Below are 25,858 nucleotides of genomic sequence, written 5' to 3'. Positions count from 1 at the left end.
TTTTTCTTTTTGATGAAACACCGCAGCCCAGATTGAATGATGGGTGCTCTCAAAGAAAACGACCGGCTCTTTTGCAAGAACCGGTCGCTTACGGTACAGAGGAGTGTCTGTCTTATTTCTTCGGTCCGGCACCGGTTTTGCGGTTTCTGCGAACCTGAGCTGCGATATCGTCGACGCCCGTATCGTTGTTGTCGTTCGTACCGTCCGTTGCCGGTGTGGTATCGAAATCGTCGTCTTTTTTCGTTTTCGCGGTATCGCGCTCTGTTTTGTGGCTGACATTGTCGCCTTTTGAAGCCAGAGCTTTGTTGGATTTGTGCGTCAGTTCCGCCAATTCCTCCTCGGCCTGCTTCAGTTGCTGGCGACCGGCCAGACGTTTTTTCTCGAAATCTGCGTCGTTCTGCAGAGAGCCTTCGATGATTTTCTTCAGCTTTTGCTGGTTGTCCAGCAGGTTGCTGATTTCGTTCAGGCGGCTTTCCTGGATTGCTTTCGCGCTCTTTGCCGAAGCCTGCTGGATTTCGATCGACAGATCGTCCGTTTCGGCGCCGAAGCGTGAATGTTCGAGGATTGCGCGGCCTTGTTTCATCGACTGACCTTGCAGGGCAGCTTTTGCCAGAGCCGTTTTCCACTGGTTGATACCGTTTTTGCGCATCTTTTTAATCGTTTTGATGTACTCACGGTTCGTTTTGGCCTGTTGTGCCAGTTCCAGAACGTCACGGCGTGCACGGAACATAACGACTTCAAGTTCAAGAACCTGATCGAAGAAATCCGATGCAGAGGTCTGCAGGTTCTTCAGCGTTGTTTCCGAATCCGGCGTTTTTTCACGTTGGAAGCGGTCTTTTGCAGCCGGGATCAGTTCCTCGTCATAAATGCGGAGGATTTCATCACCTGCGGCAATGTAAAGGCGCAGCTCGTTAACGGCATTCAGGTTTGTTTTACCGAGGTTTTCAACCTGAATAGCGTGGTTCACCAAGCTTCTTTCCAGTTTTTCAATGGCGTCGGCAGCTTGTTGCAGCTGTTTCCGCTTTTCCGGAAGTTCGTTCAGCAGGGCGTTTTCACGCTCAAGTTCTGCCGTACGCTCTTTTTCTTCACGGTCGGCTTTTTTGGATGTCAAAGCGCGCCATGTGCTTTTCAGAATGCCGCTACCGACTTTTCCGACTTCCTTGGCTGCATCACCTGCCTGGTTCAGAACGCGCTTACCGTTGGTCAGCGTACGGTCTTTCAGGAAGGCAAGGCCTTGTTCAAAGTCACGGTCTTCGACAATACCGCGAACCTGCGACATTGTGTCATTAAAGACGGTGAATTTATCCGTGGATTTGCTTTGGATTTCCAAAAGCTTGTCGGTCAATTCGCCAAGCTGGTCGGTGACCGAGCTGCCGTAATTGATAATATTGTCAAAATCAGCCGGTGCGGCCAAAATCGTATCAATATGCGCATCCATCGCCTGAATGTCTTTTTGCAGGCGGCGGATATTGGCAACTTCGGATTTCAATTCATCCATTTTTGCCTGTTCTTCATCAGACGGGTTTTTCTTTGCCTGAAGCGCCTTATAATCCTGAATAAGTGTTTTCAGGGTCGGCTCTTTTTCAGCAAGCTCGGTGTTCATTTGCTGGTAGCTCGGGATCGTCCAGCCCATTTTTTCGCGGGCTTGAACAGATTGATTTTTACGGGCTTCCTGTTCGGCGCGGCGTCCTTCGACATCATCGCCAAAATCTTCATCGCTGGAACCTGACGGCTCGTCATCGTCAGTATCCGCTTTCAGTTCTTCGGCGTCATCACCGAAAAGCTCATCATCGCTCATATCAAAAGCGTCGGTGTCTTTCTCGTCAAAATCGAAATCGTCTTTATCAGCCATTACTCTTCTCCTCTTTTCCTTAAATAAGAAATCTTGTTCACTCCCCCTCCACCCGCAGCTCGCATCGCGAATCATCCGCTTTTGAAGGTCGTTTTGCTGTGCGGGTGCTGTGCCCTTAATATATGGACATCCATATCCCGACGAACAAATCGTCTTGTTAACGATCTATTAACGTTTTACATGTTTTTTGTGATTATGTCAACAAAAAATATGAAAAAGGATCGTCAGTCAATGGGTCAGATGCCCGATTTATATAATAAATCTGCGGCTTGCACAAGATATTATTGAGATTGTATTGCGATAATCATTCATAACCCCTGCCGCCGCCCGGCAGAGGCGAATCGTGCCGGAGGATATATATGGCGGAGAGAATCGCCGGTAAAAAGCGTAAAAACCGCGCCGGAAGGGTGATTTTCCTTAAAAAACATTAGACAAGAACCGCTTTTTGCGCTACATAATGCGCACGGGACAAGGGGTATTAAGCCCCTTTCCTTTATATTAGCAAAACACATGCGGGCGCATAAGCGGCCTGACATTCCTGCAAAACAGGCAATGTCTATGACCGTTCCGGTGTTTTTTGTGCGAAAGATCAACGATTCGCACGGGAAACTGACAACCGCTCCCGCAGAGGATGAGGGGAAACCCTCAAGAGAACCGGTAAAGAAAGGAAAACCGAACAATGGCTACAAAACAACAGACTCCCTTTACGATGCGCCAGCTTTTAGAGGCAGGCGTCCATTTCGGACACCATGTCCGCCGCTGGAACCCGAAAATGAAACCTTACATTTACGGTACCCGCAACAACATTCACATTCTTGATCTTGAAAAAACCGTTCCGCTTCTCAACGAAGCTTTGACCGCGCTGCGCACGATCGTTGCCGCGGGCGGACGCGTATTATTCGTCGGCACGAAACGTCAGGCTGCGGAAAAAATCTCCGAAGCTGCCGCACGCAGCGGCCAGTACTTCGTCAATCACCGCTGGCTTGGCGGTATGCTGACGAACTGGAAAACGGTTTCCAATTCGATCAAACGTCTGCACGAGCTGGATGCACAGCTTGCCAATGACGAGATGCGCAAAGCGCTGACCAAAAAAGAACTGCTGCAGCTGACCCGCGAATACGAAAAGCTGGAACGTGCGCTGGGCGGTATTAAAGAAATGGGCGGTCTGCCGGATGCCCTGTTCATTCTGGACATTAATAAAGAAGATCTGGCTGTTGCCGAAGCGCGTAAACTGGGTATTCCGGTTTTTGCGGTTGTTGACACCAATTGCGATCCCGACCAGATCGACTTCCCGGTTCCGGGCAATGATGACGCCTCCCGCGCGATTGCACTGTATTGCGACCTGTTCGTGGCGGCTATTCTGCAAGGTCTGGAAATGGAACTGGCAACATCGGGCAAAGATACCGGTACCCGTGAAGACGGTGGTGTATTGACAGGCAAGAAAGCTCCGGCAAAGGCGAAAAAAGAAGAAAAGAAGGTTGCTGAAGACGCGGCTTCCGAAGAAAAGCCTGCTGATGACGCAGATGCCAAAGCTGCCGTTCCCGCCGCAGACGGTGAGGAAGTGAAAGCCAAAACCGCCAGCGCCTGATTTTAAAGGCGCGGCAGTCGGATCAATACATATATATAAAGAGGAAGGTTAAAGAAAAATGGCAGAAATTACAGCAGCAATGGTCAAAGAACTGCGCGAAAGAAGCGGCGCGGGTATGATGGATTGCAAAAAGGCGCTTGGCGAAGCCGGCGGTGACATGGAAGCGGCAATTGACTGGCTGCGCAAAAAAGGTCTGGCGGCAGCGGCGAAGAAATCCGGCCGTGTTGCAGCCGAAGGTCTGGTTGCGATTACAACGGACGGTAAATCCGGTGCCGTTGTCGAGCTGAATGCCGAAACCGATTTCGTTGCCCGTAACGAGCAGTTCCAGAAATTCGTTGTGGCGCTGGCAAAACTGGCGCTGACGAATGGCGAGACGGTTGAGACGCTGAAAACAGCTGATATGGACGGTGAAACGGTTGAATCCCGCCTGACGGATCTGATTGCGACAATCGGCGAGAACATGCAGCTGCGCCGTGCGGCAAAACTGTCCGTTGAAAACGGCGTGATTGCCAGCTATATGCACAATGCGCTGATCCCCGGTGCCGGTAAAATCGGTGTGCTGGTTGCGCTGGAATCCACAGCCGATGCCGATAAACTGGCCGAGCTGGGACGCCAACTGGCGATGCATATTGCCGCAGCCCGTCCGGAAGCACTGAATATCGCGGATGTTGATTCCGAAGCACTGGATCGCGAGCGTGCCGTTCTGAAAGAACAGGCACTGGCCAGCGGAAAGCCGGCTGATATCGTTGAGAAAATGATGGATGGCCGTATCCGTAAATATTACGAGCAGGTTGTTCTGCTGGAGCAAACCTATGTGATCGACGGCGAAAGCAAAGTTTCGGCTGTGCTTGAAAAAGCCGGTAAAGATCTGGGCGCTGATGTCAAGCTGACGGGTTATGTCCGTTACGAGCTGGGCGAAGGCGTTGAAAAGGGCGGCGAAGATGACTTCGCAGCGGAAGTGGCCTCTATGGCCGGCTGATCGCCCCGAAAAACAATAGAATATGAAAGCCGCGGGCATTGTCCGCGGCTTTTTTTATGCTGCCTTTAAAAGGGGGATTATAAAGACGGAAAAAAGGAATCCTTCGTGCGCGTGCTGAGATTAAGTTTCTTATCATCGGGGATCAGCGGCGGCGGCACGTTGTTTTCAGGGGCGTCGGGATCATTTTTGATTTTTTCGGCGGCGGCTTTCGCGGCGGCGGCCTGTTTTGCTGCGGCTTGTTTTGCGGCTTTTTCATCCAGAATTTTTTGGTCTTTCAGGAAGTGATCCCATTGTTTTGCTTCTATTTTTTCCAGCCATTTTCGTGTGGCGGGTTTCAGCATGCCGCGCATTTTGTCCACGGCATCAATCAGTTCACGCATTTGCTTTTCGCCGTGAATGACTTTTTTCTGCAGTTCTTTTTGCACCGGATCGGCATTTTCATCAATTTCTGTCGGATGGTTATCAAGATTGTAGCGCACAAAGCGGTCCATATAGCTTTTATTGGTCGTGTGGCGCTTGCCCTGGGTCAGATAACCTGCGGCCTGCGAGATGATCGAGGCTTTTCTCCACAGGCTGGCTTCTTTGCGTTCCTCTTCATTCAGGACTTCGCGTACTTCCTTACCGAGCGCATCGCCGACAAATCCCGGTGCCTTTGTATCGGCAACGCAGGTAATGGCGAGGGCTTTTTGACCGTTTTCATCGACTGTTTTTTTGATTTGGAAGACGTAAATCGCGGTGGAGGGCACTTCGCGGGAAGCGAATTCGTTAAGCATATCGATCAGTTCGGATGTTTTTAAGCCGCGATAGCTCATAATTTTGCCTTTAACGGCGGCTTCCTTGTCTTTGACAAGGCCAAGCGTCAAGCCGCTGAACTCGTTTGTGCCGGAGCGAATGCTACGGCAGCAGAAATCGCGGCGGTATCCGGGCAGATAGGCGGTATTCATTTCCGTGGGCGGATAATGGGGCTTTCCGGGCAGGGAGCCATAGCCGAAAACATGGACGGCATCCTCTTTCGACAGGTCAAGATTGTGCAGTTTCAGGGATTGTGCAAGACCGGGAAGGCGGGCGATGGCTTTTTCCAGCTCCGCGCGCGGATCGGTTTTCTTCTTTTTCGATGCCAGCCCTCCGAAGAGGTGGCGTATGTTTTTTATCAATTTTTTCATTGTTTTATCTATGTCGCCTTTTGCACTATAGCATAGTTTTGCAAAAAGCTTAAGTGCGCTTCACGGCCGGCAGGGGTTTTCTGTGCAAAAACGGCACTTTACCTTACATCTTGCTTTTGTTTTATAATGGCTTATGCTATCACGGTGCCAGCGTCAACGCAGGACATGCACCCTACAGGATAAGAACAGGAAAAGCAAGAAATGAGCGCCGCTACGCGATTTGCCCCCAGCCCGACAGGCTTTCTTCATATCGGTAATGCCAGAACCGCGTTGATTACGTGGCTGTATGTCCGTAAAACCGGCGGCACGTTTTTATTGCGGATTGACGATACGGATGTCGAACGCTCCCGCGATGAATGCACGGAAGCGATTTTTGAAGATTTGAAATGGCTGGGACTGGACTGGGACAGGCTGGAATATCAAAGCAAACGCCTTGACCGTTATGAAGAGGCCATTAAAACCCTGAAAGAGTCAGGCCGTATTTACCGCTGTTATGAAACACCGGAAGAACTGGCTTTGAAGCGGAAATCCCTGCTGGGACGCGGATTGCCGCCGATTTATGACCGCGCGTCTTTGTCGCTGAGCGATGAGAAAATTGCCGCTTATGAGAAAGAGGGCCGCAAGCCGCATTGGCGCTTTAAACTGCTGCATGAGCCGATTACATGGACAGATGACGTGCGCGGTGATGTGGCCTTTGACGGCGCGACAATGTCCGACCCGGTTGTGCTGCGTGAAGACGGCACGCCGCTTTATCACATCTGCTCGGTCATTGATGATATTGATTTCGGCATCACGCATATTGTGCGCGGCGAAGACCATGTCGCCAATACCGCCTGCCATATCCAGATGTTTGAGGCTTTCGGGGCAAAACCGCCCGGATTTGCACATATTACGCTACTGTCGGGGAAAGAGGGCGAGAAGCTGTCCAAACGCATCGGTTCCCTGAATTTGCGCGATCTGCGTGAAACAACAGGGTTGGAGCCGATGGCGCTGGTCAGTCTGCTGTCGCGGATCGGTACCTCTGACCCGATTGAGGCCGTGGAAACGCTGGATGAGGCGATTGCCAATTTCGATTTCTCGAAATTCTCGCGCAGCCTGCCGAAATTCAATATTGAAGATGTTTACCGTCTGAACGCCAAAATTCTGCACGGGCTGGCATTTGATGATGTCAAAGACCGGTTGGCTGCGATGGGAGTCACGGATGCGGATGAAGCATTCTGGCTGACGGTGCGTCCGAATATCGAAAAACTGTCTGATGTGAAGGAATGGTGGCAAGTGGCCAACGGTCCTGTCGAGCCGGTGATCGAAGATACGGAATTTGCGGCAGTTGCTGCGGAATTACTGCCGCAAACGCCATGGACGGAAGAAACATGGATGGAATGGGCGAATGCCATCAAAGAAAAGACCGGACGCAAAGGTAAAGACCTCTTTATGCCCCTGCGTGCGGCAATCACGGGACAAAATCATGGGCCGGAGCTGAAGGATCTGCTGCTGCTGATCGGTCGCGACCGTGTTCTCAAACGTTTACAGTCAGCCGCTTAAAGCTCCCCGCTTTAACACAAGTGGCCGACCGTACCCTCCTTTACGCTTTCTGCGTAATAGATAAAATTTTAGATAAATACCGTTAAAGTTTAATCTTCATTTAAAGTAGATTATGTATAATGAGAATGTAGTATTGTGAGTCGCTTGTAAGGAGTGGTGTAAGGAGAATCGGTGTACCGGAGATGCGGTCTATAGCATTTCAGGTAATGAAATCGACGGGACACGCATAAGGGGATACGATGTGGATATCGTTTTTGAAGAAGTAAAACAGAAATTGCCCAAAGTGGATGCAAAGCGGCTTCTTGATTACGCCAAGGAGAGAAGCGAAGAATCCTATACAAAGCTGACACAGGAAATCACGGATATCTATGCGGATGGTGATTTGTCAAATATTGAACGGCAGATTGCCAATGATGTTTTGATGCTGCTTCTGCAGCAGGCGGAGATTGATTTGCGCGTTGCCCATGATGATATCGCCGTTGCATCGCATGTGTTGTTGAAAAGCAAACATATCAGTGAGCTGGATTTGGCAGCTGTTGTGCAAAGCAAAGGCCAGCAACATTGGCGCACGATTGCCCAACGCGAGAATCTTGGCCCCACTGTGGCGGAAAGCCTGATCGGTACGGGAGATATTGAAACGGCAATCACATTGGTCGGTAATCTGACGGCGTCTTTGTCACAGGATAATATGCATGATTTAAGCGTCTTGGCACTGCGCTCCGACAGGCTGCATATGCCGCTTTTAAACCGGCCCGAGGTCAGTAACGACATTGCCTTGACGCTTTATATGTTCGTATCGCAGGAATTGCGTAAAAGAATTCTGAACGACTACAATATTAATCAGCAGCTGCTTGATAAAACCATTGAGGGCTTGCTGGACGAATTGCACAAGGGTGGCCACCGTCCCTGGGATGTGACGGAAGAAATGCTGAATCTGGCACGTTCTTTCCGCGACCGCGAGGAAATGAGTACGGGACTGTTAACGCGGACATTGCGCCGCGGCCAGTTGCCGTTTTTTGTGGCACTTCTGTCGGTGTGGACGGATATGGATGTTCCTGTCTTTAAAAGGATTATCGAACGCGATTCGGGGAAAGCCTTTGCGCTGGTCTGCCGGTCACTCGGCATTGTGAAAACGGAATTTGCGACATTATATTTGCTCAGCGGTGCGATGCACTCGAAAGAGCGTAATGTTGACCAAAGCAATCTTTTGAAAATTATCCATTTCTTTGACAATGTGTCGGCGGATGATGCAAAACGGGTGATCAAAAGCTGGAAAAAAACCATTGAAGAAGAAATGGCGGCGGATGATGCCGGTGAAGATGATGAGGACAGAGGCGTAAGCTTTTGACGGGTTCCTAGCGAGAGGGCAGGAAAAGGGCAGATCGCAGTGAGCCGCTTTTGCGGTTGTGCCGCGTGAAGATGCCCGCAAGGCAAAAGTAAAACACCCGCTTGATAGCGGGTGTTTTTTTGTCTTATTTAGATAATCAGGGCTTCGGGTGCTTCCGGGCAGGAGACACCGGCTGCTTTTTCCGGTTATCGTTATCATTTTCAGGCAGTAACCCGTCACGGCGCAGCAGCGCATTCGGATCTGCGGCCCGCCCGCGGAAGTCCTCGTAAAGTTCTCCCGGGTCTTTTGATCCGCCGCTGGAAATCAGCTTGCGAAATTTTTGTGCGGTGTCATCGTCAAACAGCCCCTTTTCCTTGAAGGCTTCAAAAGCGTCGGCATCAAGGATTTCCGCCCATTTATAGCTGTAATAGCCGGCGGAATAGCCGCCGTCGAAAATATGGGTGAAAGAGGTTGAGGTCAGCCCGCCTTCAGGCGGCAGGATATAGAAATCCTTGCAGACTTCGCGCTCGAAGGCTTCGACATCGTCGATTTTTGACGGGTCGGTCGTATGCCACATCATATCCAGCGTTGCCAGCTGCAACTGGCGCATAAAGCCGGAGGCGGCGCGGAAATTATCCGCATCATGCATTTTTTTGATCAACTCTTTCGGCAGATCTCCTTTGATCGTCTCCAGTTTGTCGGAGCCGTCATCAGCATAAACCGTTTCTCCGGCCAGATAGTGTTTGGCGAACATGGCGAGGACTTCCTCGTCTTTTGCCCAGTTTTCCATCAGCTGTGAAGGCAGCTCGACAAAATCCCATTTCACATTGGTGCCGGCCTGTGATTTATACTGCGTATTTGACATCAGATCGTGCAACCCGTGACCGAATTCATGGAACAGGGTCAGAACTTCATCCAGCGACAACAGCGCAGGTTTGTCCTTCAATGAGCGGTCAAATTCGGGATTCCGACCTTTTTCCAGCCATTCGGCCTTTTCCTCTTCCGTCAGCTTACGCGCTTTTATCGGCTTTGTGAAATTGCCGTGATTGCCGACAATCGGCGGCTTGCGGCTGCCGTCGGCATTGCGTTCCTGGGAACGGTAGGTGTTTTCCCATGCGCCGCCGCGTTTGGTGTCGCGCGGGAAGTAATCGGTATAAAGCGTGCCGATCAGATCACCGGTTTTATTGTCGATCACATCAAAGGCTTCGACATCTTCGTGATAAACGGGGTAATCTTCGTTTTTCTCGAAACTGATATCATAAAGTTTCGAGGCCACATCGAAAGCGCCCTGACGGACTTTTTCAAACTGGAAATAGGGGCGCAGCTCTTCGCTGTCGAAGTCGAATTTCTCCTGCACCATTTTTTCCGAATAAAAGCCGATATCCCAAGGTTTCAGATCAGCCGGTCCGCCTTTTGATTGGGCGAAGGCTTTCAGTTCTTCATGTTCCTGTTTGGCGACATCTTTCAGCGTGTCTTTGTAATTATTCAGCATGTCGAAAACGGCATCTTTGCTTTTGGCCATGCGTTCTTCCAGCACATAATCGGCATGGGTATCATAACCCAGCAGCTGTGCGCGTTTGTGGCGCAGCTCAACGATTTCCTTGACCAGCGGTTTGTTGTCATGCGGCGGTTCTTTCGCGCGGGTGGAAAAGGCGCGCCAGATTTTCTCGCGGAGGTCGCGGTTTTCGGCATAGGTCAGTACCGGAATAACGCTGGGCGCATGCAGGGTCAGAAGATATTTGCCATCCTGTCCTTTGGCTTTGGCGTCTTCCGCGGCGCTTTCTTTGAACCAGTCGGGCAGACCCGCCATTTCTTTTTCATCGGCGAAATATTCAAAAGCATTGGTGGCATTCAGCACGTTTTTGCCGAATTTATTGCCGGCCTGTGCCAGTTTTTCGTCAATGTCGCTGAGGGTTTTTTTGTCTTCCGCATTCAGCAGCGCACCGTTGCGGGTGAAGCTTTTATAAATATCATCCAGCAGCAATTCCTGATCGGGGGAGAGGAGCAGTTCGTCTTTTTTGTCATGGACGGCTTTGATTTGTTTGAACAAATCCTCATCCAGAGATTTTTTGGTTTCAAACTGGACGAATTTTGTTTTGATTTCCTCGCCCAGTTCCTTGATTTCCTCGGTCGCAACAACACTGTCGAAACTGAAGAAAACACCGGCAACGCGGGATAATGCCGCGCCCGCATCATCAAATGCGGCGATGACATTGTCGAAATCGGGGTCTTTGACATCTTTGATGGCCTGCAGGTCTTTTTCCGCTTCGGCAATTGCCCAATCCATTGCGGGCAGGAAATGTTCCGGTTTAATTTTATCCAGCGGCGGCACATCATTCTTGTGCGGGGATTTATCAACCAACGGATTATTCAGCGGTTTTTGTACAGCCATCGTTTTTCTCTCCTTTAATTTTTTCTTATCTTAACGCAGAAAACTTAACGTCTTATAAAGATTATCCGGCTTTGCGCAGCGGTTTGTATTTAATGCGCGTGGGCTGGTCGGCGTCTTCACCAAGGCGTTTCTTGCGGTCTTTCTCGTAATCCTCGTAATTGCCTTCAAACCAGACAACCTGTGAATTGCCTTCAAAGGCCAGAATATGCGTTGCCAGACGGTCAAGGAACCAGCGATCATGCGAGATCACGACAGCGCATCCGGCAAAGTTTTCCAGCGCGTTTTCCAGCGCCGCCAGTGTTTCCGTGTCCAGATCATTGGTCGGCTCATCCAGCAGCAGTACATTTGATTCCTTGCGCAGCATTTTTGCCAGATGGACGCGGTTACGCTCCCCGCCTGACAACATGCCGACTTTTTTCTGCTGGTCGGGGCCTTTGAAGTTAAAGCCCGAAACATAGGCGCGGGACTGCATCTCGCGCTTGCCCAGATAGATCAGGTCGTCACCGTCGGAGATTTCCTCCCAGACGGTTTTGCCGTCATTTAAGCTGTCACGGCTTTGATCGACATAGCCCAGCTGTACGGTGTCACCGATGCGGATTGTGCCGCTATCGGGAGTTTCCTGTCCGGTAATCATACGGAACAGCGTGGTTTTACCTGCACCGTTGGCACCGATAATACCGACGATACCGCCGGGCGGCAGACGGAAATCAAGGTCTTCGATCAACAATCGGTCGCCATAGCCTTTATTGAGCTTTTCGGCTTCGATAACCAGATTGCCCAGACGCGGCGCAGGCGGGATAATAATCTGCGCATTATCGGCCTTGGCGTATTTTTCACTTTCGCTGACCAGATTGTCAAAGGCGGTGATACGCGCCTTGCTTTTGGCCTGGCGGGCTTTCGGTGATTGGCGTACCCATTCCAGCTCCCGCGCCAATGTGCGTTCGCGGGCGGCCTGTTCGCGGCCTTCCTGATGCAGGCGTTTCTGTTTGTTTTCAAGATAGGCGGTGTAATTGCCCTCGTAAGGAATGCCGCTGCCGCGGTCAAGTTCCAGAATCCAGCCCGTGACATTATCCAGGAAGTAACGGTCGTGGGTAACCATGACAACGGTTCCGGTATAGTCGGCGAGATGGCGCTGCAGCCATGCGACGGATTCGGCGTCCAAATGGTTGGTCGGCTCATCCAGCAGCAGCAGATCGGGTTTTTCCAGCAAGAGGCGGCACAGCGCAACGCGGCGTTTTTCACCGCCTGACAGCTTATCCACTGCCATATCACCGGGCGGGCAGCGCAGTGCGTCCATGGCGATCTGGATTGTGCGTTCCAGTTCCCAACCATCTGCGGCTTCGATTTTTTCCTGCAATTCGCCCTGTTCGGCCAGCAGCGCGTCAAAATCGGCATCGGGCTCGGCGAATTTTTCGCTGATTTCGTTATAGCGGTCCAGCACGCCTTTAATATCGGCCAGCGCTTCCATGACGTTTTCCTGTACGGTCTTGGTCGGGTCGAGCTGCGGCTCCTGCGGCAGATAGCCGACTTTTACGCCTTCGGCCGCCCAGGCCTCGCCCTGATATTCTTTCTCGATCCCCGCCATGATTTTCAGCAGCGTCGATTTACCTGACCCGTTGGGGCCGAGAACGCCGATTTTTACGCCGGGCAGAAAGCTTAAATAGATATCGGTCAAAACCTTTTTGCCGCCCGTATAGGCTTTGGACAGGTTTTTCATGACATAGACATATTGGTAGGACGCCATTGGTAATTTTCCTCTATTTTACGGATTCATTCATCAAGGGCTATTTTGGTATGTCCCGCCGCCGGAATCAAGAAGAATCTGCGCTTTTCCGCGCTTTCTTAGGTGTGACATGCTAGACGGAGAGCGGTTTTGCCGCTTTTGCGCTTTGGCTGTTGCCTTCACGGGCGTGAGTGGCGGTTTTTTGCGGCATTGCGGGCGTTTTTATGCCCAGATCTTTTTCCGCTTTTCTAAGCACCGTATCGAATGCGGCGCGGTAGCTTTCGGCGAAATTGCGCGGGTCATAGATGGCGGGGTCAAGCCCGTTTTTCGTCATGCAGTCATGGATGTCCTTATCGGACATATCGTCAATCAGCACTTGCGGATCGGGCTTATCAAAAAGATGGATTTGCCCGTTTTCCGGTGCTTCGTAATCGGATGGCAGATCGTTGTGACCGCATAATCTGGCGATGATGGCGGGCAGCCCCATTTCCTGAAAGCGTTTGGCAAGACTGTCCTGATAGCAATGCTGCCCGTTTGCGGTATCTTCAACACCCAGCGTATGGGCGGCGCCTGTGGCGAGGACGCCGATCCCGCCGCTTTTCACCAGCGTATTTTGAATGCTTTGCGCCATATGGGTATTGCGGATCAGCATGTCATCGGGTCCGCATTCACCTGCGGGGGCTTTGCGCGCATGCAAATCCTGCGCGATTTTTTCCGTTGCGGCATCGCCGTAATCCATACAGAAATCATCGGGATAAACGCGGGCGGCATCGGCAAAAACGATATCCATGCCGTGATGAATGGCGGCCTGCAGCGGCAGCATGCTTTCAAAACGGTGGAAATTGCCGCCGCGCAATGACTCCGGATTGCCGCCGATCACCGCCTTGGCGGCGATATGGCCGTGCGGGTCGTTTTTTTGAATATGATCCGCCAGTTTTTGCGCGTCACCCGCGTCATAGCCGCGATCCAGCAGTATGGTGGAGATGCGGTTATGCGGATATTCCATGAACAGGGTGGTTTTCTGCTGTTGTTCCGTCAGCTGCTTTAAGGTGAGCGCCTGCGACACCTGATGGGAAAACGTGTAATGCTGCTCCCCCAATGCCAGAATAGGGCTTTGGCCTTGATCGGCAAATTCGACGGCCTTTTGCACGGATTTCTCCGCAATCTCCGCAGGGGCCAAAGGGGACTGAAATTTGCTGGCTTCTTTTTCCATAGCAAATTATAGCGCAGCAAGGTTAAAGTCGCGTTAAAATGAGGAGATAGTTAAGAATATTGGTTTTCTGCGCTCTTCTAATCTGGTCAAGCTTTTTTCTTTTGGACGGGAACTGTCAAGGCGTTTTCACCCAGAATAACACTGACATTATCGCTGTTGGAAAAGGCTTGTAATGTGCGCAGCTCCAGCAGTCCTGGATTGCTGCTGACCATTTGGGACAGATTAGCCAGTTTTCTTAAAACGGCTTGTTCCCCCCGCGCTTTTTCCATTTCACGGGCAGCATCTTTTTTGGCTTCGATGACACCGGAATATGCACGTTTCAAAGCGGCGGGCAGCATTATATCGCGTACACCGACTGTTTTTACGGAACAACCTAAATCTTCGGCAAAGGGGCGAACCAGCGTCAGGACTTTCTCGGAAGCGTCATGTTTTTTTTCTAAAAGATCATCCAATGTAAAATCTTCCAATGACTGGCGGATCGCCATTTGCAATTGCGTATAAAGATCGCCGTAAAAATCACGACTGATTTCTCTGGCTTTTTGAAAATCTTCCAGTTGCCATGACATGACAAAGCTGACTTTTACGTTGATATGGTCTTGGGTTAAAATTTCCTGCCCCGCTGTAATCATTGTGCGTAGGCGGTTATCTTCGCGAAAAATTTCCGTATGGAATTTGTTATACCGATGTTTGCCGGTTTTCAGTTTTCCTGCAAATTGACCTTTTTTATACATTAATACTGTTTCGTATTCGTAGACGGTGACACTGGAAAAGAAATATTTCCAGACAAGAGAAATCCCCCAAAATAGTGCCAAAGAAAGTATGAGAGGAAAAAGAACGGATTCCCACATAGTATATCCTTTCGAAAAGAACTGTTCCGAGTGCATATAGAGACGGTGGGGATCTAAATCCGCAAGACCGTGTTCTATTGATAGCGCTCGGAACAGAACCAATACAATACCATTGCAAATGGGGAATCGAACCCCTGTTCCATAGCGGTTTTGAACCGTGTTCTTCTTTACAGCACGCAGTAAACACAGATGTGTAATACGGTGCTTTTTACCGAAAAACACTCAAAGTGTAGCAGACATGTTATGAAGTGCAAGCAGGATATTACGCGCTATGCAGGCTGACAACGCGGGAGGTGGCGGTGTCGGTGAGTTCGGCGACGGCGTCACCGAGCATTTTGAGACCCTCTTCGCAGGACAGGCTGTGATCGCCGCTGTCCAGAAAGCGCACTTCGACATCTTTCGAGGCGACGACTTTGCTGATGCGCAGGGATTTTCCCCAGGGCACGACGGTGTCCTCTTTGCCGTGCAGCAGGCGGATCGGGCAGCGGATATCGACCAGATCACCGCCCAGCAGCAGATGGCGGCGGGCTTCCTTGACCAGCCCTTCGGTGACGGGATATGGCTCGCCGTAATCGGAGGGGATATGGATGATGCCTTTTTCATCCAGCTCGCGTTTCTGGTCATCGGTCAGCGTGCCGTAATAGATTTCCTCGGTAAAATCGGGGGCGGCGGCAATGCCGATCAGCCCTGCGATGCGTTCGGGGCGCGCCAGCGTTACCAGCATCGACACCCATCCGCCCATTGACGAACCGATCAGAATTTGCGGCCCTTCGGTCAGATTATCGATGGCATCCAGCGCATCCTGTGTCCAGCTGCCGATGGTGCCGTCCGTGAATTTGCCGCTTGAGGAGCCGTGACCGGTATAGTCAAAACGGAGAAAAGCCTGTCCGCGTTTTTTGCAGAATTCCTCCAGAAACACGGCTTTGCTGCCCGTCATATCCGACATAAAACCGCCGCAGAACACCACGCCCGGCAGCGTGTCATCCGTCGCTGCGGTTTTGTGATAGGCGATTTCCACGCCGTCTCGGGGTGAGAATTTTTGTAAAGCCATTGCTTAAAACAGCCGTTGCCTAGAACGGGATGTCGTCATCAATATCGCTCAGCTGCGGGGCGGGGCCGCCATCGGTGCCGGTTGCCGCCATTGGCTGTGATCCGCCATAGCTGTCATCATTGCCGCCGCCATAGGCGCTGCCGCCTTCACTGCGGCCATCCAGCATCGTCAGCTCACCGCGATAGGGGCGCAGAACGACTTCGGTCGTGTATTTTTCGACATTGTCGTTATCCGTCCATTTGCGGGTTTCCAGCGTACCTTCCAGATAGACTTTCGAGCCTTTTTTCAGGAAGCGTTCGGCAATGCCGACCAGCGCATCATTGAAAATGACAACGCGGTGCCATTCGGTTCTTTCTTTGCGTTCGCCGGTGTTTTTATCCTTCCAGCTTTCACCTGTCGCAATCGACAGATTGCAGACACGGCCACCGTTCTGCATGGTGCGGACTTCGGGATCACGCCCGAGATTACCGATTAAAATGACTTTGTTGACGCTTCCGGCCATGTCGTTTTCTCCTTTAGGGGTCTGATGATTCTGTAAGACAGAATAATCAAGCCGTAGCGCAAATGCAAGCCTGTAGGCGGATATAACGCCGTTTGCTCCCGCGTCATTGCGAGGCTTTGTAAAAGCCGAAGCAATCCATGACGGCTGCGGATCGCCTGATATATGGATTGCCGCGTCGCTGACGCTCCTCGCAATGACGGGTGCGCGGTTATCCGAAAGCCTGCAAACCTGTCTGCGCCCGCCCGAGGATCAGCGCATGAATATCATGCGTGCCTTCATAGGTATTGACCGATTCCAGATTCATGACATGACGGATGATGTGATATTCATCGGCAATGCCGTTGCCGCCGTGAATATCGCGGGCGGTGCGGGCAATATCCAGTGCCTTGCCGCAATTATTGCGCTTCATCATCGAAATGGCTTCGGGGGCGCCGCGGCCTTCATCTTTCAAACGTCCAAGACGCAGCGCGCCTTGCAGGCCGAGCGTGATTTCCGTCTGCATATCGGCGAGTTTTTTCTGTACCAGCTGCGTGGCTGCCAGCGGCTTGCCGAAAATGGTGCGGTCCAGTGCATATTGCCGTGCGGCATGCCAGCAGAATTCCGCTGCGCCAAGCGTTCCCCATGAAATGCCGTAACGCGCACTGTTCAGACATGTGAACGGACCTGTTAGACCGCGAATATCAGGGAAGGCGTTTTCCTCGGGTACGAAGACGTCCTGCATCGAAATTTCGCCCGTTTCCGAGGCGCGGAGCGAAAATTTGCCCTCGATTTTCGGTGCGGTCAGTCCCTTCATGCCTTTTTCAAGGATGAAGCCGCGGATTTTCCCCTCGTCATCTTTTGCCCAGACCACGAAAACATCGGCGATCGGCGAATTGGTAATCCACATTTTCGCGCCGCTGAGGATATAACCGCCATCGGTTTTTTTGGCGCGGGTTTTCATCGAGGCGGGGTCGGAGCCCGCATCCGGCTCTGTCAGGCCGAAACAGCCGATCAGCTCACCCGTGGCGAGTTTCGGCAGGAATTTCTGTTTCTGTTCCTCGGTGCCGAAGGCGTAAATCGGATACATGACCAGCGAGGATTGCACGGAAAAGGCGGAGCGGTAACCGGAATCAACACGCTCGACCTCGCGGGCGATCAAACCGTAGGCGACATAACCGATACCGGCGCAGCCATAACCTTCCAGTGTACAGCCCAGAAAACCCATATCGCCCATTTCGCGCATAATCTCGCGGTCGAATTTTTCATGGCGGTTGGCCTCCAGAATGCGGGGCATCAGCTTGTCCTGACAATAGTCGCGCGCCGCATCACGGATCATGCGTTCCTCATCCGTTAACTGGTCTTCCAGAAACAGGGCGTCCTCCCATTGGAAATCGGGGCGGCGGGCGGCGGCGTTTCCGGCTTTTTCTGCGGGCTGTGCTGTCATTGTCGTTATCCTTGCAATTGGGTTACAATCCGTTTTGAATGCGCTATCATACATCAGAGCCGAAGACGAGGTAAAGACCGGAATATGACTGTGAATTCTCCCATGAAGGGCCGTGAAGTGATTTTTGAATTCATCCCGCTTGGCAATGTGATGAAAGTCACAGCGATGGATACGGCGACATTGACGGAAATTTCCATTCAGGGGCCGCTGGCTGCGTCCAAAAACGTGCTGGAAAATAATGCGCTGCGCCGTCTGGAATATGTTTTGCGCAAAAAAGGCCATATTGCCTGAAAAACCGTAAAATTACGGCATTTTGGGGCAATCCGTTGTTAACAAACTCCTTATCTAATGTTACTCTTAAAAATGGAGCAGACCGCCTTTCCGGCTACTTTGCAGGAAAAGCGTGAGAAGACAGGTACTTAAAGAGAAAAAGAAAGCGTGATGCCATGGCCGAAGAGCAAATGGAACATGACCTTGAAGCCGTTGTAGCGGAAGGCGCAGAAGTTGCGGAAGACGCGCCGAAAACCGGCGGTTTAAAGAAAATCCTGCTATTTATCGGCGTGCCGGTGCTGCTTTTGGGAAGTGTCGGCGCGGGTCTGTATTTTACCGGCATGCTGGACGGATTTCTGCATAAAGGCCCGAATTGCGAGAAAATCCTGAAGGATATCGAGGAAGGTAATGCCGAAGACGGCGCGGAGATGAATATCCCCGCAGAATGCCTGGCCGGAGGCAAAGAGGGGGAGGCAGGCGCGGCACTGCCGCCGGGGGCGTTTTTTGAAATCCCGAATATTATTGTGAATTTCAGCGGTTCATCGGGCCGCCCGAGCTTTTTGAAGCTGGGTGTGCAGATCGAGGTCGCTGATGCCGCCGATCAGGCGAAGCTGGAAGCGGCGATGCCGCGGATTGTCGACCAGTTCCAGACCTATTTGCGGGAGCTGCGGCTGGAGGATTTGAAAGGCTCGTCCGGTCTGTACCGGATGCGGATCGAGCTGAAAGCGCGCGTTATGACCGCCGTTCCCGGCGTGGATGTGCGCGATGTTCTGTTTCAGGAGATTTTGATACAGCAATGAGTGACGTGAGCGATAACAGCGCAGAAGAGATTGAATCCGCAGCCGGGCCGGCGCCCGGTGATCTGGATATGACGGATGAAGAAGGCCGCATTCTTGATCAGGACGAGATTGACGAGCTCCTCGGTTTTGACGAGGATGCCGATGAGCTGCAAAGCACCGGCATTATGGAGCTTATCAACTCGGCGCTGGTCAATTACGAACGCCTGCCGATGCTGGATATCGTTTTTGACCGTCTGGTGCGGCTGATGTCGACCAGTCTCAGGAATCTGACCTCGGATAATGTCGAGATCAGCCTTGACCATATTTCCAGTGTCCGTTTCGGCGATTATTTGAACTCCATCCCGCTGCCTGCCATGCTCTGCATTTTCAAGGCCGAGGAATGGGATGACCACGGTTTGCTGGTTGTGGATTCCGCGCTGGTTTATTCGGTGGTGGATGTTCTGCTGGGCGGGCGGCGCGGCACATCGGCGATGCGCGTTGAAGGCCGCCCCTTTACCACGATTGAAACGACATTGATTGAACGCATGGTCAATGTGGTGCTGGGCGATATGACCTCGGCTTTTGATCCGCTCTCGCCCGTGAATTTCCGTCTGGAACGTATTGAAACCAATCCGCGTTTTGCCACGATTACGCAGGGCAATAATGCCGGTGTGCTGGTGCGGATGCGCATTGATATGGGTGACCGCAGCGGCCGCGTGGAAGTGATGATCCCTTATGCAACGCTGGAGCCGATCCGCGAGCTGCTGCTGCAAATGTTTATGGGGGAAAAATTCGGTCAGGATTCCATCTGGGAAAATCACCTGACGAATGAGCTGTATATGACCGATATCGAAGTACAGGCCATTTTGGGGGAAACCACCGTCAGCCTGCATGATATTCTGAACTGGGAGCCGGGGGCGACGGTGATGTTCAATACCCGCGTTGAGGATTCCGTGGAATTGCGTGTGGGCGAACATCCGATGTTTACCGCCAAAACGGGGCAGCGTCAGGGACGTATTGCCGTCAATGTCGAAACCTATATCGCACCGGGAAGCGGCGGAGGCAAGCGTTCATGAAGCATATGCGGCAGATCGGGGCTCTGTTTGTGCTGTTGGGTATGCTGGCTGCTTTTGCGTTGCCGCTGCAAAAGGCGCAGGCGCAGACAGCCGTGACGGATGAGCCGCCAGCTATTGAAGAGCCTGTTGTCAAGAACGCCGATCCGCTGGCGGATGACAGCTATAAAAGCCCGTATCAGGATGCGCCGGGAGTTTTGCAGCAGACCCATTTTTCCGATGCGGAAATTGATGTGCTGCAATCGCTGGCCAAACGCCGCGAAGCACTGGAAAAACGTGAAAAAGAACTGGCCACGCGCGAAGCCCTGCTGAATGTTGCCGAGGCAGAGGTCGATAATAAAATTTCCGAATTAAAAGCATTGCGGGCGGAAATCGAAAAACTGCTCGGGAAACAGACGGATGTGCAGGAAAACCGTCTGCGTAGTCTTGTGAAAATCTACGAGAATATGAAGCCGAAAGAAGCCGCAACGATCATGAATACGCTGGAGATGGGTGTGTTGCTGGATGTGATCGGGCGGATGAGCGAACGCCGCAGTGCGCCGATTTTGGCCAATATGACGCCGGACAGGGCGCGCGCGGTGACAATACGGCTGGCCGAACAGCGAAAACTGCCGGAACTGAACCTGCCCCAGAAATAATATTTGCGGGAAACACGCATCATGGCGGATGATAAAAAACTGGATGATTTCGGGGAATCCGACCGCCGCAGGAACGGCGGACGGGAAGCGGTTTTATATGTGACAACGGAAAACGCACCGACAAGCACGGCGGATGGTCATCAATATCTGAACCTGTCTATTTTTATCCTGCTCTTGGCCTTTTTTGTTGTGTTGAATGTGCATTCCGAGGTGGATACGGAACGTGTCCGTCCTGTCATGTCCAGTCTGGAACAGCAATTCCAGCTCAGCACCGGTGCGGCACCGTCGGATGTGGATGCGCAGGGGCAGGAGGGACCGGGATCAACACTGGATGTGGTAACGGGAATTTTTAACGCCGCATCCATCTCGTTTAAAATACGTAAGATTGACGGTGATGATATTTTTATTGTCGTGCTGTCGCGCCGTGATTTTGATGAAGCACTTTCACAGGCTGTCGAAGGTGCCATCGTGCAGGGGAAGCCGAAACCCGGAAATATCTACGCCCGCCATGCGCGACTGTTTACGCAGCTTTCGGTGATGCTGGCGCCGCGCGAAGGGCAATATGGCTATCATATGACGGTGCAAAGCAATACCGATGATCCGGGCAAACCGCATCGCAGCGAGATCGAGGCGTTGAAAAAATATCAGAGCTCTTTAAAACATCTCGGCTTTTTGGATGAGGTCGTTTCCTACGGGTTTACACCGCGGATCAGGGGGGAAGTGCATCTTTACTTCCAGCCCCACGCACATATTTTGTAAGGCGGGGGACAGGCAAGAATGGCATCTTATCAGGAAACAATGAAAAATATGCGGGAAAACGCACAGGATGTGTCGCTGGGCGACGGGCTTTCCGTCCGTCAGTATAACAGCAGCATGTCCAATATCTGGCTGTTGTCTTTTACCGATATTATTGCGCTGATGCTGGTTTTTTTCGTGATGCTGTTTGCAATGTCCCAACCCGACGAGGATGTCTGGGTCACAATGGTGCAGGGCATGTCGCAAGGGCAGAAAGAAAACAGTGCATCGCAAGGAGAGGAAAGCACAGGTCTTTACGGAACGGTGGATATGGACCGCATCCGCCGCCAGCCCGCGCTTAGCACCAATTATCTTTTTGCCGTGTTGAAACGCTTGCAGGAAAATAACGCGCTTTTGTCAACGGCGCATTTCGAAAGTTTCGAACGGGAAACACATTTGACCCTGCCTTATGACAGCCTGTTTGATGCGGATGATCCGCGGGAACTTAGTGCAACGGGTCGTGAAACCATGGCGCTTTTAACCGGAACGCTGGGGCATCTGCAAAACCGCATGGATATTGTTTTATTCGGTGCGCCCGACAGGCTGGAAACCAAAATCCTGCAATCCGGCGTTCTGGCGGGGTTGTTTACGGCGAAAGGCTATAAGGGGCAGATCAGGATTATCAGCCATGCAGCGCCTGAGCCGCGTCTGAGACTGGTCATTTATTCGGGGCGTTAGGCGCACATCGCGTCAGTCATCATGCGCGGCCAGTTCCGGGGGGAAGATCATCATATCGCTTGTGCAGTCCTCTGTCTTGACCTCGAACATGGCCAGCAATGTGCAGTAAAGCTGATCCTGCGTGTAGTCCTTATCCTTGAGAGGAAGAATTTTCTTGACGGGAAAATCGAAATATTTGCCGCCCCAAAGAATAACGCCGACATGTTTCTGCGCCTCCGGTGCAATGGCATAAGGCATGCCGTGTAAATAAATGCCGTTTTCCCCCAGAGACTCGCCATGGTCGCTGACATACAGCATGCCTGCTTCGAAATAATCATCATTCTTTTTCAGCAGATTGATGATACCTGCCAGAAAATGGTCGGTGTAACGGATCGTGTTATCATAGGCATTGATAATCTCTTCTTCCGTACAGTCGCCAAGCTTGTTGGTTTTGCAGGCCGGTTTAAAATATTCGAAGCTTTCGGGATAGCGTTTGTAATATTCCGGACCGTGACTTCCCAGCTGGTGCATAACAATCAGGATATCGCCGTCAGGGTGGTCATCAATATAGTTTTGCAAATCCTGCAGCATGGCATCATCATGGCATTCTTCGCCGCATTCCGGATGCGGCGTGTGCCGGAAATCCTGATATTCCATGCGGTCCGCGACACCTTTGGAGGAGGAATTATTGTCAAGCCAGATGACATTGACACCGCTGCGGCGCAGTACGTCCAGAACATTCTCATATTCATAAATATCACCGCTGTCGAATGATTTGCGTGCGGCGGGGGAAAACATACAGGGGACGGAAACCGCCGTTGTCGTGCCGCAGGAATGAAATTGCGTGAAGGAAACGATATTGTCCATCTTGCTTAATGCGGGATTGGTCTCGCGCGCATAGCCGTTTAGTTGAAAATGATCGGCGCGGGCGGATTCTCCGACAACCAGAAAAATCAGTTCGCGTTCGGGAACCTGCATGGCTTTATCATCATGCGGTTCAATAATTTCCGCATCGGGGCTGACCGGTTTGGCAGGGCCCGTGTTGACGGCGGGGCTGGCAACGGCATATTGAATACCGGAATAAAAAGCGTAAAGCGGCGCGATGTAATAGCGCACCGGTTTATATTCGCGGAAAAAGCTGGCGAAGCTTGCGCTGAAAGACAGCAGCGTGACGGCGGCAAAAACAAGCGTTCCACCCAGAATTACGGCTTTTGAGAGGATCTCTTTTTTAAAGGGGGCATAGTCCAGCTTTAACCGCCAGATCAGCACGGCGGGCAGCAGACCGAAGAACACCATCTGCAATACCATGCTTGTATTAATCAATCCCGCCGCTTCGCCGGCATCCGTTTCCAGCACATTTTGCAGCATCGTGTCATCAATCACGACACCATAGGTCGACATGAAATAACTGCAGCCTGCGGCGGCGATGACGGCGAAAATCAATAAAGGCTTTGTCACATAGCGTCCGGCAAGAAGTGCGAAAAACAACGCATTAGCCAGAAACAGCAGCACGCCCGCCGCAATGATGAAGCCCGTATTGCCTTGATCCAGCGGAAAAGCCGCGACCAGTTTCGCGAAAAACACACGGTTATAAAATAGTGTCAGCAGCGCGGCAACAGCCAGAATAAGACGGTATTGATGCGTAATATATTTTTTCATACGGTGCCTAATATCTAAAAGAGCGCAACGCCCCAAACCAGCGCGGCAATGATCAGCGCGATCAGGACGGCGAGAGACCCCATATCCTTGCCGATTTTTGTCAGCGGGTGGATTTCCTCGGAAATGCGGTCAAGCGTGGCCTCGATGGCGGTATTGAGTGTTTCAACCAGCAGGACAAACAAGATGCTGACAATCATGGCGACGGTTTCACCTGCCGTATCCCCCAGCAAGATGGCGAGCGGCACGGCGACAAGCACCAGCAGCATTTCCTCGCGCATGGCGGTTTCGGTTTTCCAGCCGGTTGTCAGAGCGCTGAGAGAGTTCTTGAAAGCGGAGATCCAGCGGGCAACGCCCCGGGAGGAAGAAGCTGGTTTTTCTTGTTTTTTTTGTGAAACGGGCTTTGTCATGCTCATCTGTCCAATCATTGATGAATGGCTGCGAAATTACGCCTTTGACGGCTGTTGGTCAAGGAGAAACGGCTCTTTCTTATATGCTGCCGAAAAATCTTGACAATGCGGCGGGTTTTCCGTATTTTTGCGGCAGGTATAAAAGCCAGGCAGCAAAGAGATTCCCTTAATACAGATTTGTCCTCTTTGCGCTCCGCGCCCCCCCGTCGGTGAAGTTACGCTCACGGGGGCTGTTTTTGTTATGTGCTTTGCGGTTGGCTGATAACAGTTTTGAAGGATATTGATAGATGTTCGGAAGTTTGACGGAAAGACTCGGCAGCGCCATGCAAGGCCTGTTCGGTAAAGGTGTTCTGACGGAGGAAGCCGTCGGTCAGGCGCTGCGCGAAGTGCGGATTGCCCTTCTCGAAGCCGATGTCGCTTTGCCGGTTGCCAAGGATTTTATTGACCATGTCCGCGCCGAAGCGGTCGGCGAGAAAGTCCTGAAATCGGTCAAGCCGGGGGAACAGGTCGTTAAAATCGTCCATGACGCATTGGTGGAAATGCTGGGTGCGGCGAATGAAAGCCTCGATATCGCCCATACGCCGCCGGTACCGGTTTTGATGGTCGGCTTGCAGGGGTCGGGTAAAACGACGACAACGGCAAAACTGGCAAAATTCCTGACGGAAAAGGAAAAGAAAAAAGTCCTGATGGCGTCGCTGGATACGCAGCGCCCTGCCGCGCAGGAACAGCTGGAAATTCTGGGACAGCAAATCGACGTTGATACGCTGGAGATTATTAAAGGCCAGAAACCTGTCGAAATTACGGAACGTGCGCTGAAAGAAGCGAAGCTGAGCGGTTATGACGTTGTTATTCTGGATACCGCAGGGCGTTTGTCGATTGATGAAGAGCTGATGACGGAAGTCGCCGCCGTGCGTGATCTTGCCAAACCGCGCGAGACGCTTTTGGTCGCCGATGCGCTGACGGGGCAGGATGCCGTGAATACGGCGAAAAATTTCCATGAGCGTCTTGGCCTGTCCGGGATTGTTCTGACGCGGATTGACGGCGACTCGCGCGGTGGTGCGGCATTGTCGATGAAGGCCGTCACGGGCTGCCCGATCAAATTTATCGGTACGGGCGAGAAAACCGACGCGCTGCAGCCTTTCCATCCCGAACGGATTGCCGACCGTATTCTGGATATGGGGGATGTCGTTTCACTGGTGGAAAAAGCCGCCGAAACGATTGAAAAAGAAGACGCCGAGAAAATGGCGAAAAAGTTTCAGGAGGGCAAGTTTGATCTTGATGATTTCTCCTCCCAACTGAAACAGATGCGTAAAATGGGCGGTTTTTCGGGCATCATGTCATTGATGCCGGGAATGGGGAAACTGAAATCCGCCATTGAAGACGCCAATCTGGATAATACCGTCATTAAACAGCAGGAGGCGATCCTGTCTTCGATGACGAAACAGGAACGCGGTGACCCGCGCATTCTCAACGCCTCGCGCCGCCGCCGTATTGCGAGCGGATCGGGAACCAGCGTACAGGATGTCAACCGTTTGCTGAAACAGTTCCAGCAGATGCAGACCATGATGAAGAAAATGCGCAAAATGGGCGGCAAAGGCCTGCTGAAAAGCCTTGGCGGTATGCTGGGCGGCAGCGGCAAGGAGCTGGAGGCTATGGCGGCGCAAATGGGTATGGGCGGTGATATGCCGCCGGAACTGTCCGGAAAAGATGCCGGACCGCTGGGACCGAACCCGTTTGATGACGGCGCGGACTCCGGTGGAATGGGCGCTTTGCCGCCGGGGCTTGGCGGTTTAGGTGGCGGAATGGGTATTCCGCCCGGAATGCCGCCGCTGGGCGGCGGCGGTGCCCGCGGCACCAAAAAGCCGATGAATAAACGCAAGAAAGCGCAAGCCGCCAAACGCGCGAAAAAGAAATAACCAATAAACGAAAACAGTAACTTTAAAACACAACAGAAAATAAAAGACGAAAAAACAGAAA

General features: G+C 51.9%; 22 protein-coding genes. 11 read left to right on the top strand and 11 right to left on the bottom strand.

What is annotated here, in order from left to right; all coding sequences use genetic code 11:
• Positions 1 to 112: 112 nt before the first annotated feature.
• The gene (locus HND56_11360; protein ID QKK06247.1) at positions 113 to 1,852 is read right to left on the bottom strand and encodes a hypothetical protein; all 1,740 of its coding nucleotides are present in this window, start codon (positions 1,850 to 1,852) and stop codon (positions 113 to 115) included.
• A 679-nt stretch (positions 1,853 to 2,531) separates the two neighbouring features.
• Between HND56_11360 and rpsB the strand changes: the two genes are divergently transcribed.
• Together rpsB and HND56_11350 are read left to right on the top strand one after the other, a co-directional pair.
• Positions 2,532 to 3,440 (top strand): 30S ribosomal protein S2, encoded by a 909-nt coding sequence (rpsB, locus tag HND56_11355; GenBank protein ID QKK06246.1) that lies wholly within the window; start codon positions 2,532 to 2,534, stop codon positions 3,438 to 3,440.
• Between the two features lie 58 nt (positions 3,441 to 3,498).
• Positions 3,499 to 4,419 (top strand): elongation factor Ts, encoded by a 921-nt coding sequence (locus HND56_11350; GenBank protein ID QKK06245.1) that lies wholly within the window; start codon positions 3,499 to 3,501, stop codon positions 4,417 to 4,419.
• Between the two features lie 77 nt (positions 4,420 to 4,496).
• Here the strand turns inward: HND56_11350 and HND56_11345 are convergent, their stop codons facing one another.
• Positions 4,497 to 5,582, bottom strand: a complete 1,086-nt coding sequence (locus HND56_11345; GenBank protein ID QKK06244.1) for a hypothetical protein — start codon at positions 5,580 to 5,582, stop codon at positions 4,497 to 4,499.
• Positions 5,583 to 5,783: 201 nt separating this feature from the next.
• Here HND56_11345 and HND56_11340 point away from each other — a divergent pair, with 201 nt between their 5' ends.
• On the top strand, positions 5,784 to 7,124 hold the full coding sequence (locus HND56_11340) for a glutamate--tRNA ligase (protein ID QKK06243.1): 1,341 nt from the start codon (positions 5,784 to 5,786) through the stop codon (positions 7,122 to 7,124).
• A 241-nt stretch (positions 7,125 to 7,365) separates the two neighbouring features.
• Entirely contained in the window at positions 7,366 to 8,472 is a 1,107-nt protein-coding gene (locus tag HND56_11335) for a DUF2336 domain-containing protein (protein QKK06242.1), read from the top strand.
• A 136-nt stretch (positions 8,473 to 8,608) separates the two neighbouring features.
• On the opposite strand, the gene HND56_11330 is transcribed toward HND56_11335, so the two are convergent.
• From HND56_11330 to HND56_11300, 7 genes are all read right to left on the bottom strand, one after another.
• Positions 8,609 to 10,843, bottom strand: coding sequence for a M3 family metallopeptidase (locus HND56_11330; GenBank protein QKK06241.1), 2,235 nt, complete (start codon positions 10,841 to 10,843; stop codon positions 8,609 to 8,611).
• Positions 10,844 to 10,904: 61 nt separating this feature from the next.
• The gene (ettA, locus tag HND56_11325) at positions 10,905 to 12,587 is read right to left on the bottom strand and encodes an energy-dependent translational throttle protein EttA (GenBank protein ID QKK06240.1); all 1,683 of its coding nucleotides are present in this window, start codon (positions 12,585 to 12,587) and stop codon (positions 10,905 to 10,907) included.
• 112 nt (positions 12,588 to 12,699) lie between these two features.
• Complete coding sequence (locus HND56_11320) at positions 12,700 to 13,779, bottom strand: hypothetical protein (GenBank protein ID QKK06239.1); 1,080 nt, start codon at positions 13,777 to 13,779, stop codon at positions 12,700 to 12,702.
• Positions 13,780 to 13,865: 86 nt separating this feature from the next.
• A complete protein-coding gene (locus HND56_11315) occupies positions 13,866 to 14,849 on the bottom strand; it encodes a slipin family protein (GenBank protein QKK06238.1) in 984 nt (327 codons plus the stop codon).
• Positions 14,850 to 14,889: 40 nt separating this feature from the next.
• Entirely contained in the window at positions 14,890 to 15,591 is a 702-nt protein-coding gene (locus HND56_11310) for an alpha/beta hydrolase (protein QKK06639.1), read from the bottom strand.
• Between the two features lie 106 nt (positions 15,592 to 15,697).
• Positions 15,698 to 16,180, bottom strand: a complete 483-nt coding sequence (ssb, locus tag HND56_11305) for a single-stranded DNA-binding protein (protein ID QKK06237.1) — start codon at positions 16,178 to 16,180, stop codon at positions 15,698 to 15,700.
• Positions 16,181 to 16,388: 208 nt separating this feature from the next.
• Positions 16,389 to 17,603 (bottom strand): acyl-CoA dehydrogenase, encoded by a 1,215-nt coding sequence (locus tag HND56_11300; protein QKK06236.1) that lies wholly within the window; start codon positions 17,601 to 17,603, stop codon positions 16,389 to 16,391.
• An 84-nt stretch (positions 17,604 to 17,687) separates the two neighbouring features.
• On the opposite strand from HND56_11300, the gene HND56_11295 reads away from it, so the two are divergent.
• From HND56_11295 to HND56_11270, 6 genes are all read left to right on the top strand, one after another.
• Positions 17,688 to 17,894 (top strand): hypothetical protein, encoded by a 207-nt coding sequence (locus HND56_11295; protein ID QKK06235.1) that lies wholly within the window; start codon positions 17,688 to 17,690, stop codon positions 17,892 to 17,894.
• Positions 17,895 to 18,064: 170 nt separating this feature from the next.
• On the top strand, positions 18,065 to 18,673 hold the full coding sequence (locus HND56_11290) for a flagellar basal body protein FliL (protein ID QKK06638.1): 609 nt from the start codon (positions 18,065 to 18,067) through the stop codon (positions 18,671 to 18,673).
• Positions 18,670 to 19,728, top strand: coding sequence for a flagellar motor switch protein FliM (gene fliM / locus HND56_11285; protein QKK06234.1), 1,059 nt, complete (start codon positions 18,670 to 18,672; stop codon positions 19,726 to 19,728). Before HND56_11290 ends, fliM begins: the two co-directional genes overlap by 4 nt.
• A complete protein-coding gene (locus HND56_11280) occupies positions 19,725 to 20,363 on the top strand; it encodes a hypothetical protein (GenBank protein QKK06233.1) in 639 nt (212 codons plus the stop codon). Before fliM ends, HND56_11280 begins: the two co-directional genes overlap by 4 nt.
• 21 nt (positions 20,364 to 20,384) lie before the next feature.
• The gene (locus HND56_11275) at positions 20,385 to 21,122 is read left to right on the top strand and encodes a hypothetical protein (GenBank protein ID QKK06232.1); all 738 of its coding nucleotides are present in this window, start codon (positions 20,385 to 20,387) and stop codon (positions 21,120 to 21,122) included.
• An 18-nt stretch (positions 21,123 to 21,140) separates the two neighbouring features.
• Positions 21,141 to 21,836 (top strand): hypothetical protein, encoded by a 696-nt coding sequence (locus tag HND56_11270; protein QKK06231.1) that lies wholly within the window; start codon positions 21,141 to 21,143, stop codon positions 21,834 to 21,836.
• A gap of 12 nt (positions 21,837 to 21,848) precedes the next feature.
• Here the strand turns inward: HND56_11270 and HND56_11265 are convergent, their stop codons facing one another.
• On the bottom strand, positions 21,849 to 23,474 hold the full coding sequence (locus HND56_11265; GenBank protein ID QKK06230.1) for a phosphoethanolamine transferase: 1,626 nt from the start codon (positions 23,472 to 23,474) through the stop codon (positions 21,849 to 21,851).
• Between the two features lie 14 nt (positions 23,475 to 23,488).
• Positions 23,489 to 23,881, bottom strand: a complete 393-nt coding sequence (locus HND56_11260; protein QKK06637.1) for a diacylglycerol kinase — start codon at positions 23,879 to 23,881, stop codon at positions 23,489 to 23,491.
• A gap of 287 nt (positions 23,882 to 24,168) precedes the next feature.
• Between HND56_11260 and ffh the strand changes: the two genes are divergently transcribed.
• Positions 24,169 to 25,797 (top strand): signal recognition particle protein, encoded by a 1,629-nt coding sequence (ffh, locus tag HND56_11255; GenBank protein QKK06229.1) that lies wholly within the window; start codon positions 24,169 to 24,171, stop codon positions 25,795 to 25,797.
• Positions 25,798 to 25,858: the final 61 nt, after the last annotated feature.

Source organism: Pseudomonadota bacterium, from assembly GCA_013285465.1.
Taxonomy (GTDB): Bacteria; Pseudomonadota; Alphaproteobacteria; order Micavibrionales; family CSBR16-224; genus CSBR16-224.
Note: the sequence above shows the minus strand (reverse complement) of the source record. Positions and strands in the feature narration are given on the sequence as shown.

Coding starts and splice junctions, on each gene's coding strand:
- HND56_11360 (QKK06247.1), bottom strand. CDS start 1,852: ATGGCTGATAAAGACGATTTCGATTTTGACGAGAAAGACACCGACGCT.
- rpsB (QKK06246.1), top strand. CDS start 2,532: ATGGCTACAAAACAACAGACTCCCTTTACGATGCGCCAGCTTTTAGAG.
- HND56_11350 (QKK06245.1), top strand. CDS start 3,499: ATGGCAGAAATTACAGCAGCAATGGTCAAAGAACTGCGCGAAAGAAGC.
- HND56_11345 (QKK06244.1), bottom strand. CDS start 5,582: ATGAAAAAATTGATAAAAAACATACGCCACCTCTTCGGAGGGCTGGCA.
- HND56_11340 (QKK06243.1), top strand. CDS start 5,784: ATGAGCGCCGCTACGCGATTTGCCCCCAGCCCGACAGGCTTTCTTCAT.
- HND56_11330 (QKK06241.1), bottom strand. CDS start 10,843: ATGGCTGTACAAAAACCGCTGAATAATCCGTTGGTTGATAAATCCCCG.
- ettA (QKK06240.1), bottom strand. CDS start 12,587: ATGGCGTCCTACCAATATGTCTATGTCATGAAAAACCTGTCCAAAGCC.
- HND56_11320 (QKK06239.1), bottom strand. CDS start 13,779: ATGGAAAAAGAAGCCAGCAAATTTCAGTCCCCTTTGGCCCCTGCGGAG.
- ssb (QKK06237.1), bottom strand. CDS start 16,180: ATGGCCGGAAGCGTCAACAAAGTCATTTTAATCGGTAATCTCGGGCGT.
- HND56_11300 (QKK06236.1), bottom strand. CDS start 17,603: ATGACAGCACAGCCCGCAGAAAAAGCCGGAAACGCCGCCGCCCGCCGC.
- HND56_11295 (QKK06235.1), top strand. CDS start 17,688: ATGACTGTGAATTCTCCCATGAAGGGCCGTGAAGTGATTTTTGAATTC.
- HND56_11290 (QKK06638.1), top strand. CDS start 18,065: ATGGAACATGACCTTGAAGCCGTTGTAGCGGAAGGCGCAGAAGTTGCG.
- fliM (QKK06234.1), top strand. CDS start 18,670: ATGAGTGACGTGAGCGATAACAGCGCAGAAGAGATTGAATCCGCAGCC.
- HND56_11280 (QKK06233.1), top strand. CDS start 19,725: ATGAAGCATATGCGGCAGATCGGGGCTCTGTTTGTGCTGTTGGGTATG.
- HND56_11275 (QKK06232.1), top strand. CDS start 20,385: ATGGCGGATGATAAAAAACTGGATGATTTCGGGGAATCCGACCGCCGC.
- HND56_11270 (QKK06231.1), top strand. CDS start 21,141: ATGGCATCTTATCAGGAAACAATGAAAAATATGCGGGAAAACGCACAG.
- HND56_11265 (QKK06230.1), bottom strand. CDS start 23,474: ATGAAAAAATATATTACGCATCAATACCGTCTTATTCTGGCTGTTGCC.
- HND56_11260 (QKK06637.1), bottom strand. CDS start 23,881: ATGACAAAGCCCGTTTCACAAAAAAAACAAGAAAAACCAGCTTCTTCC.
- ffh (QKK06229.1), top strand. CDS start 24,169: ATGTTCGGAAGTTTGACGGAAAGACTCGGCAGCGCCATGCAAGGCCTG.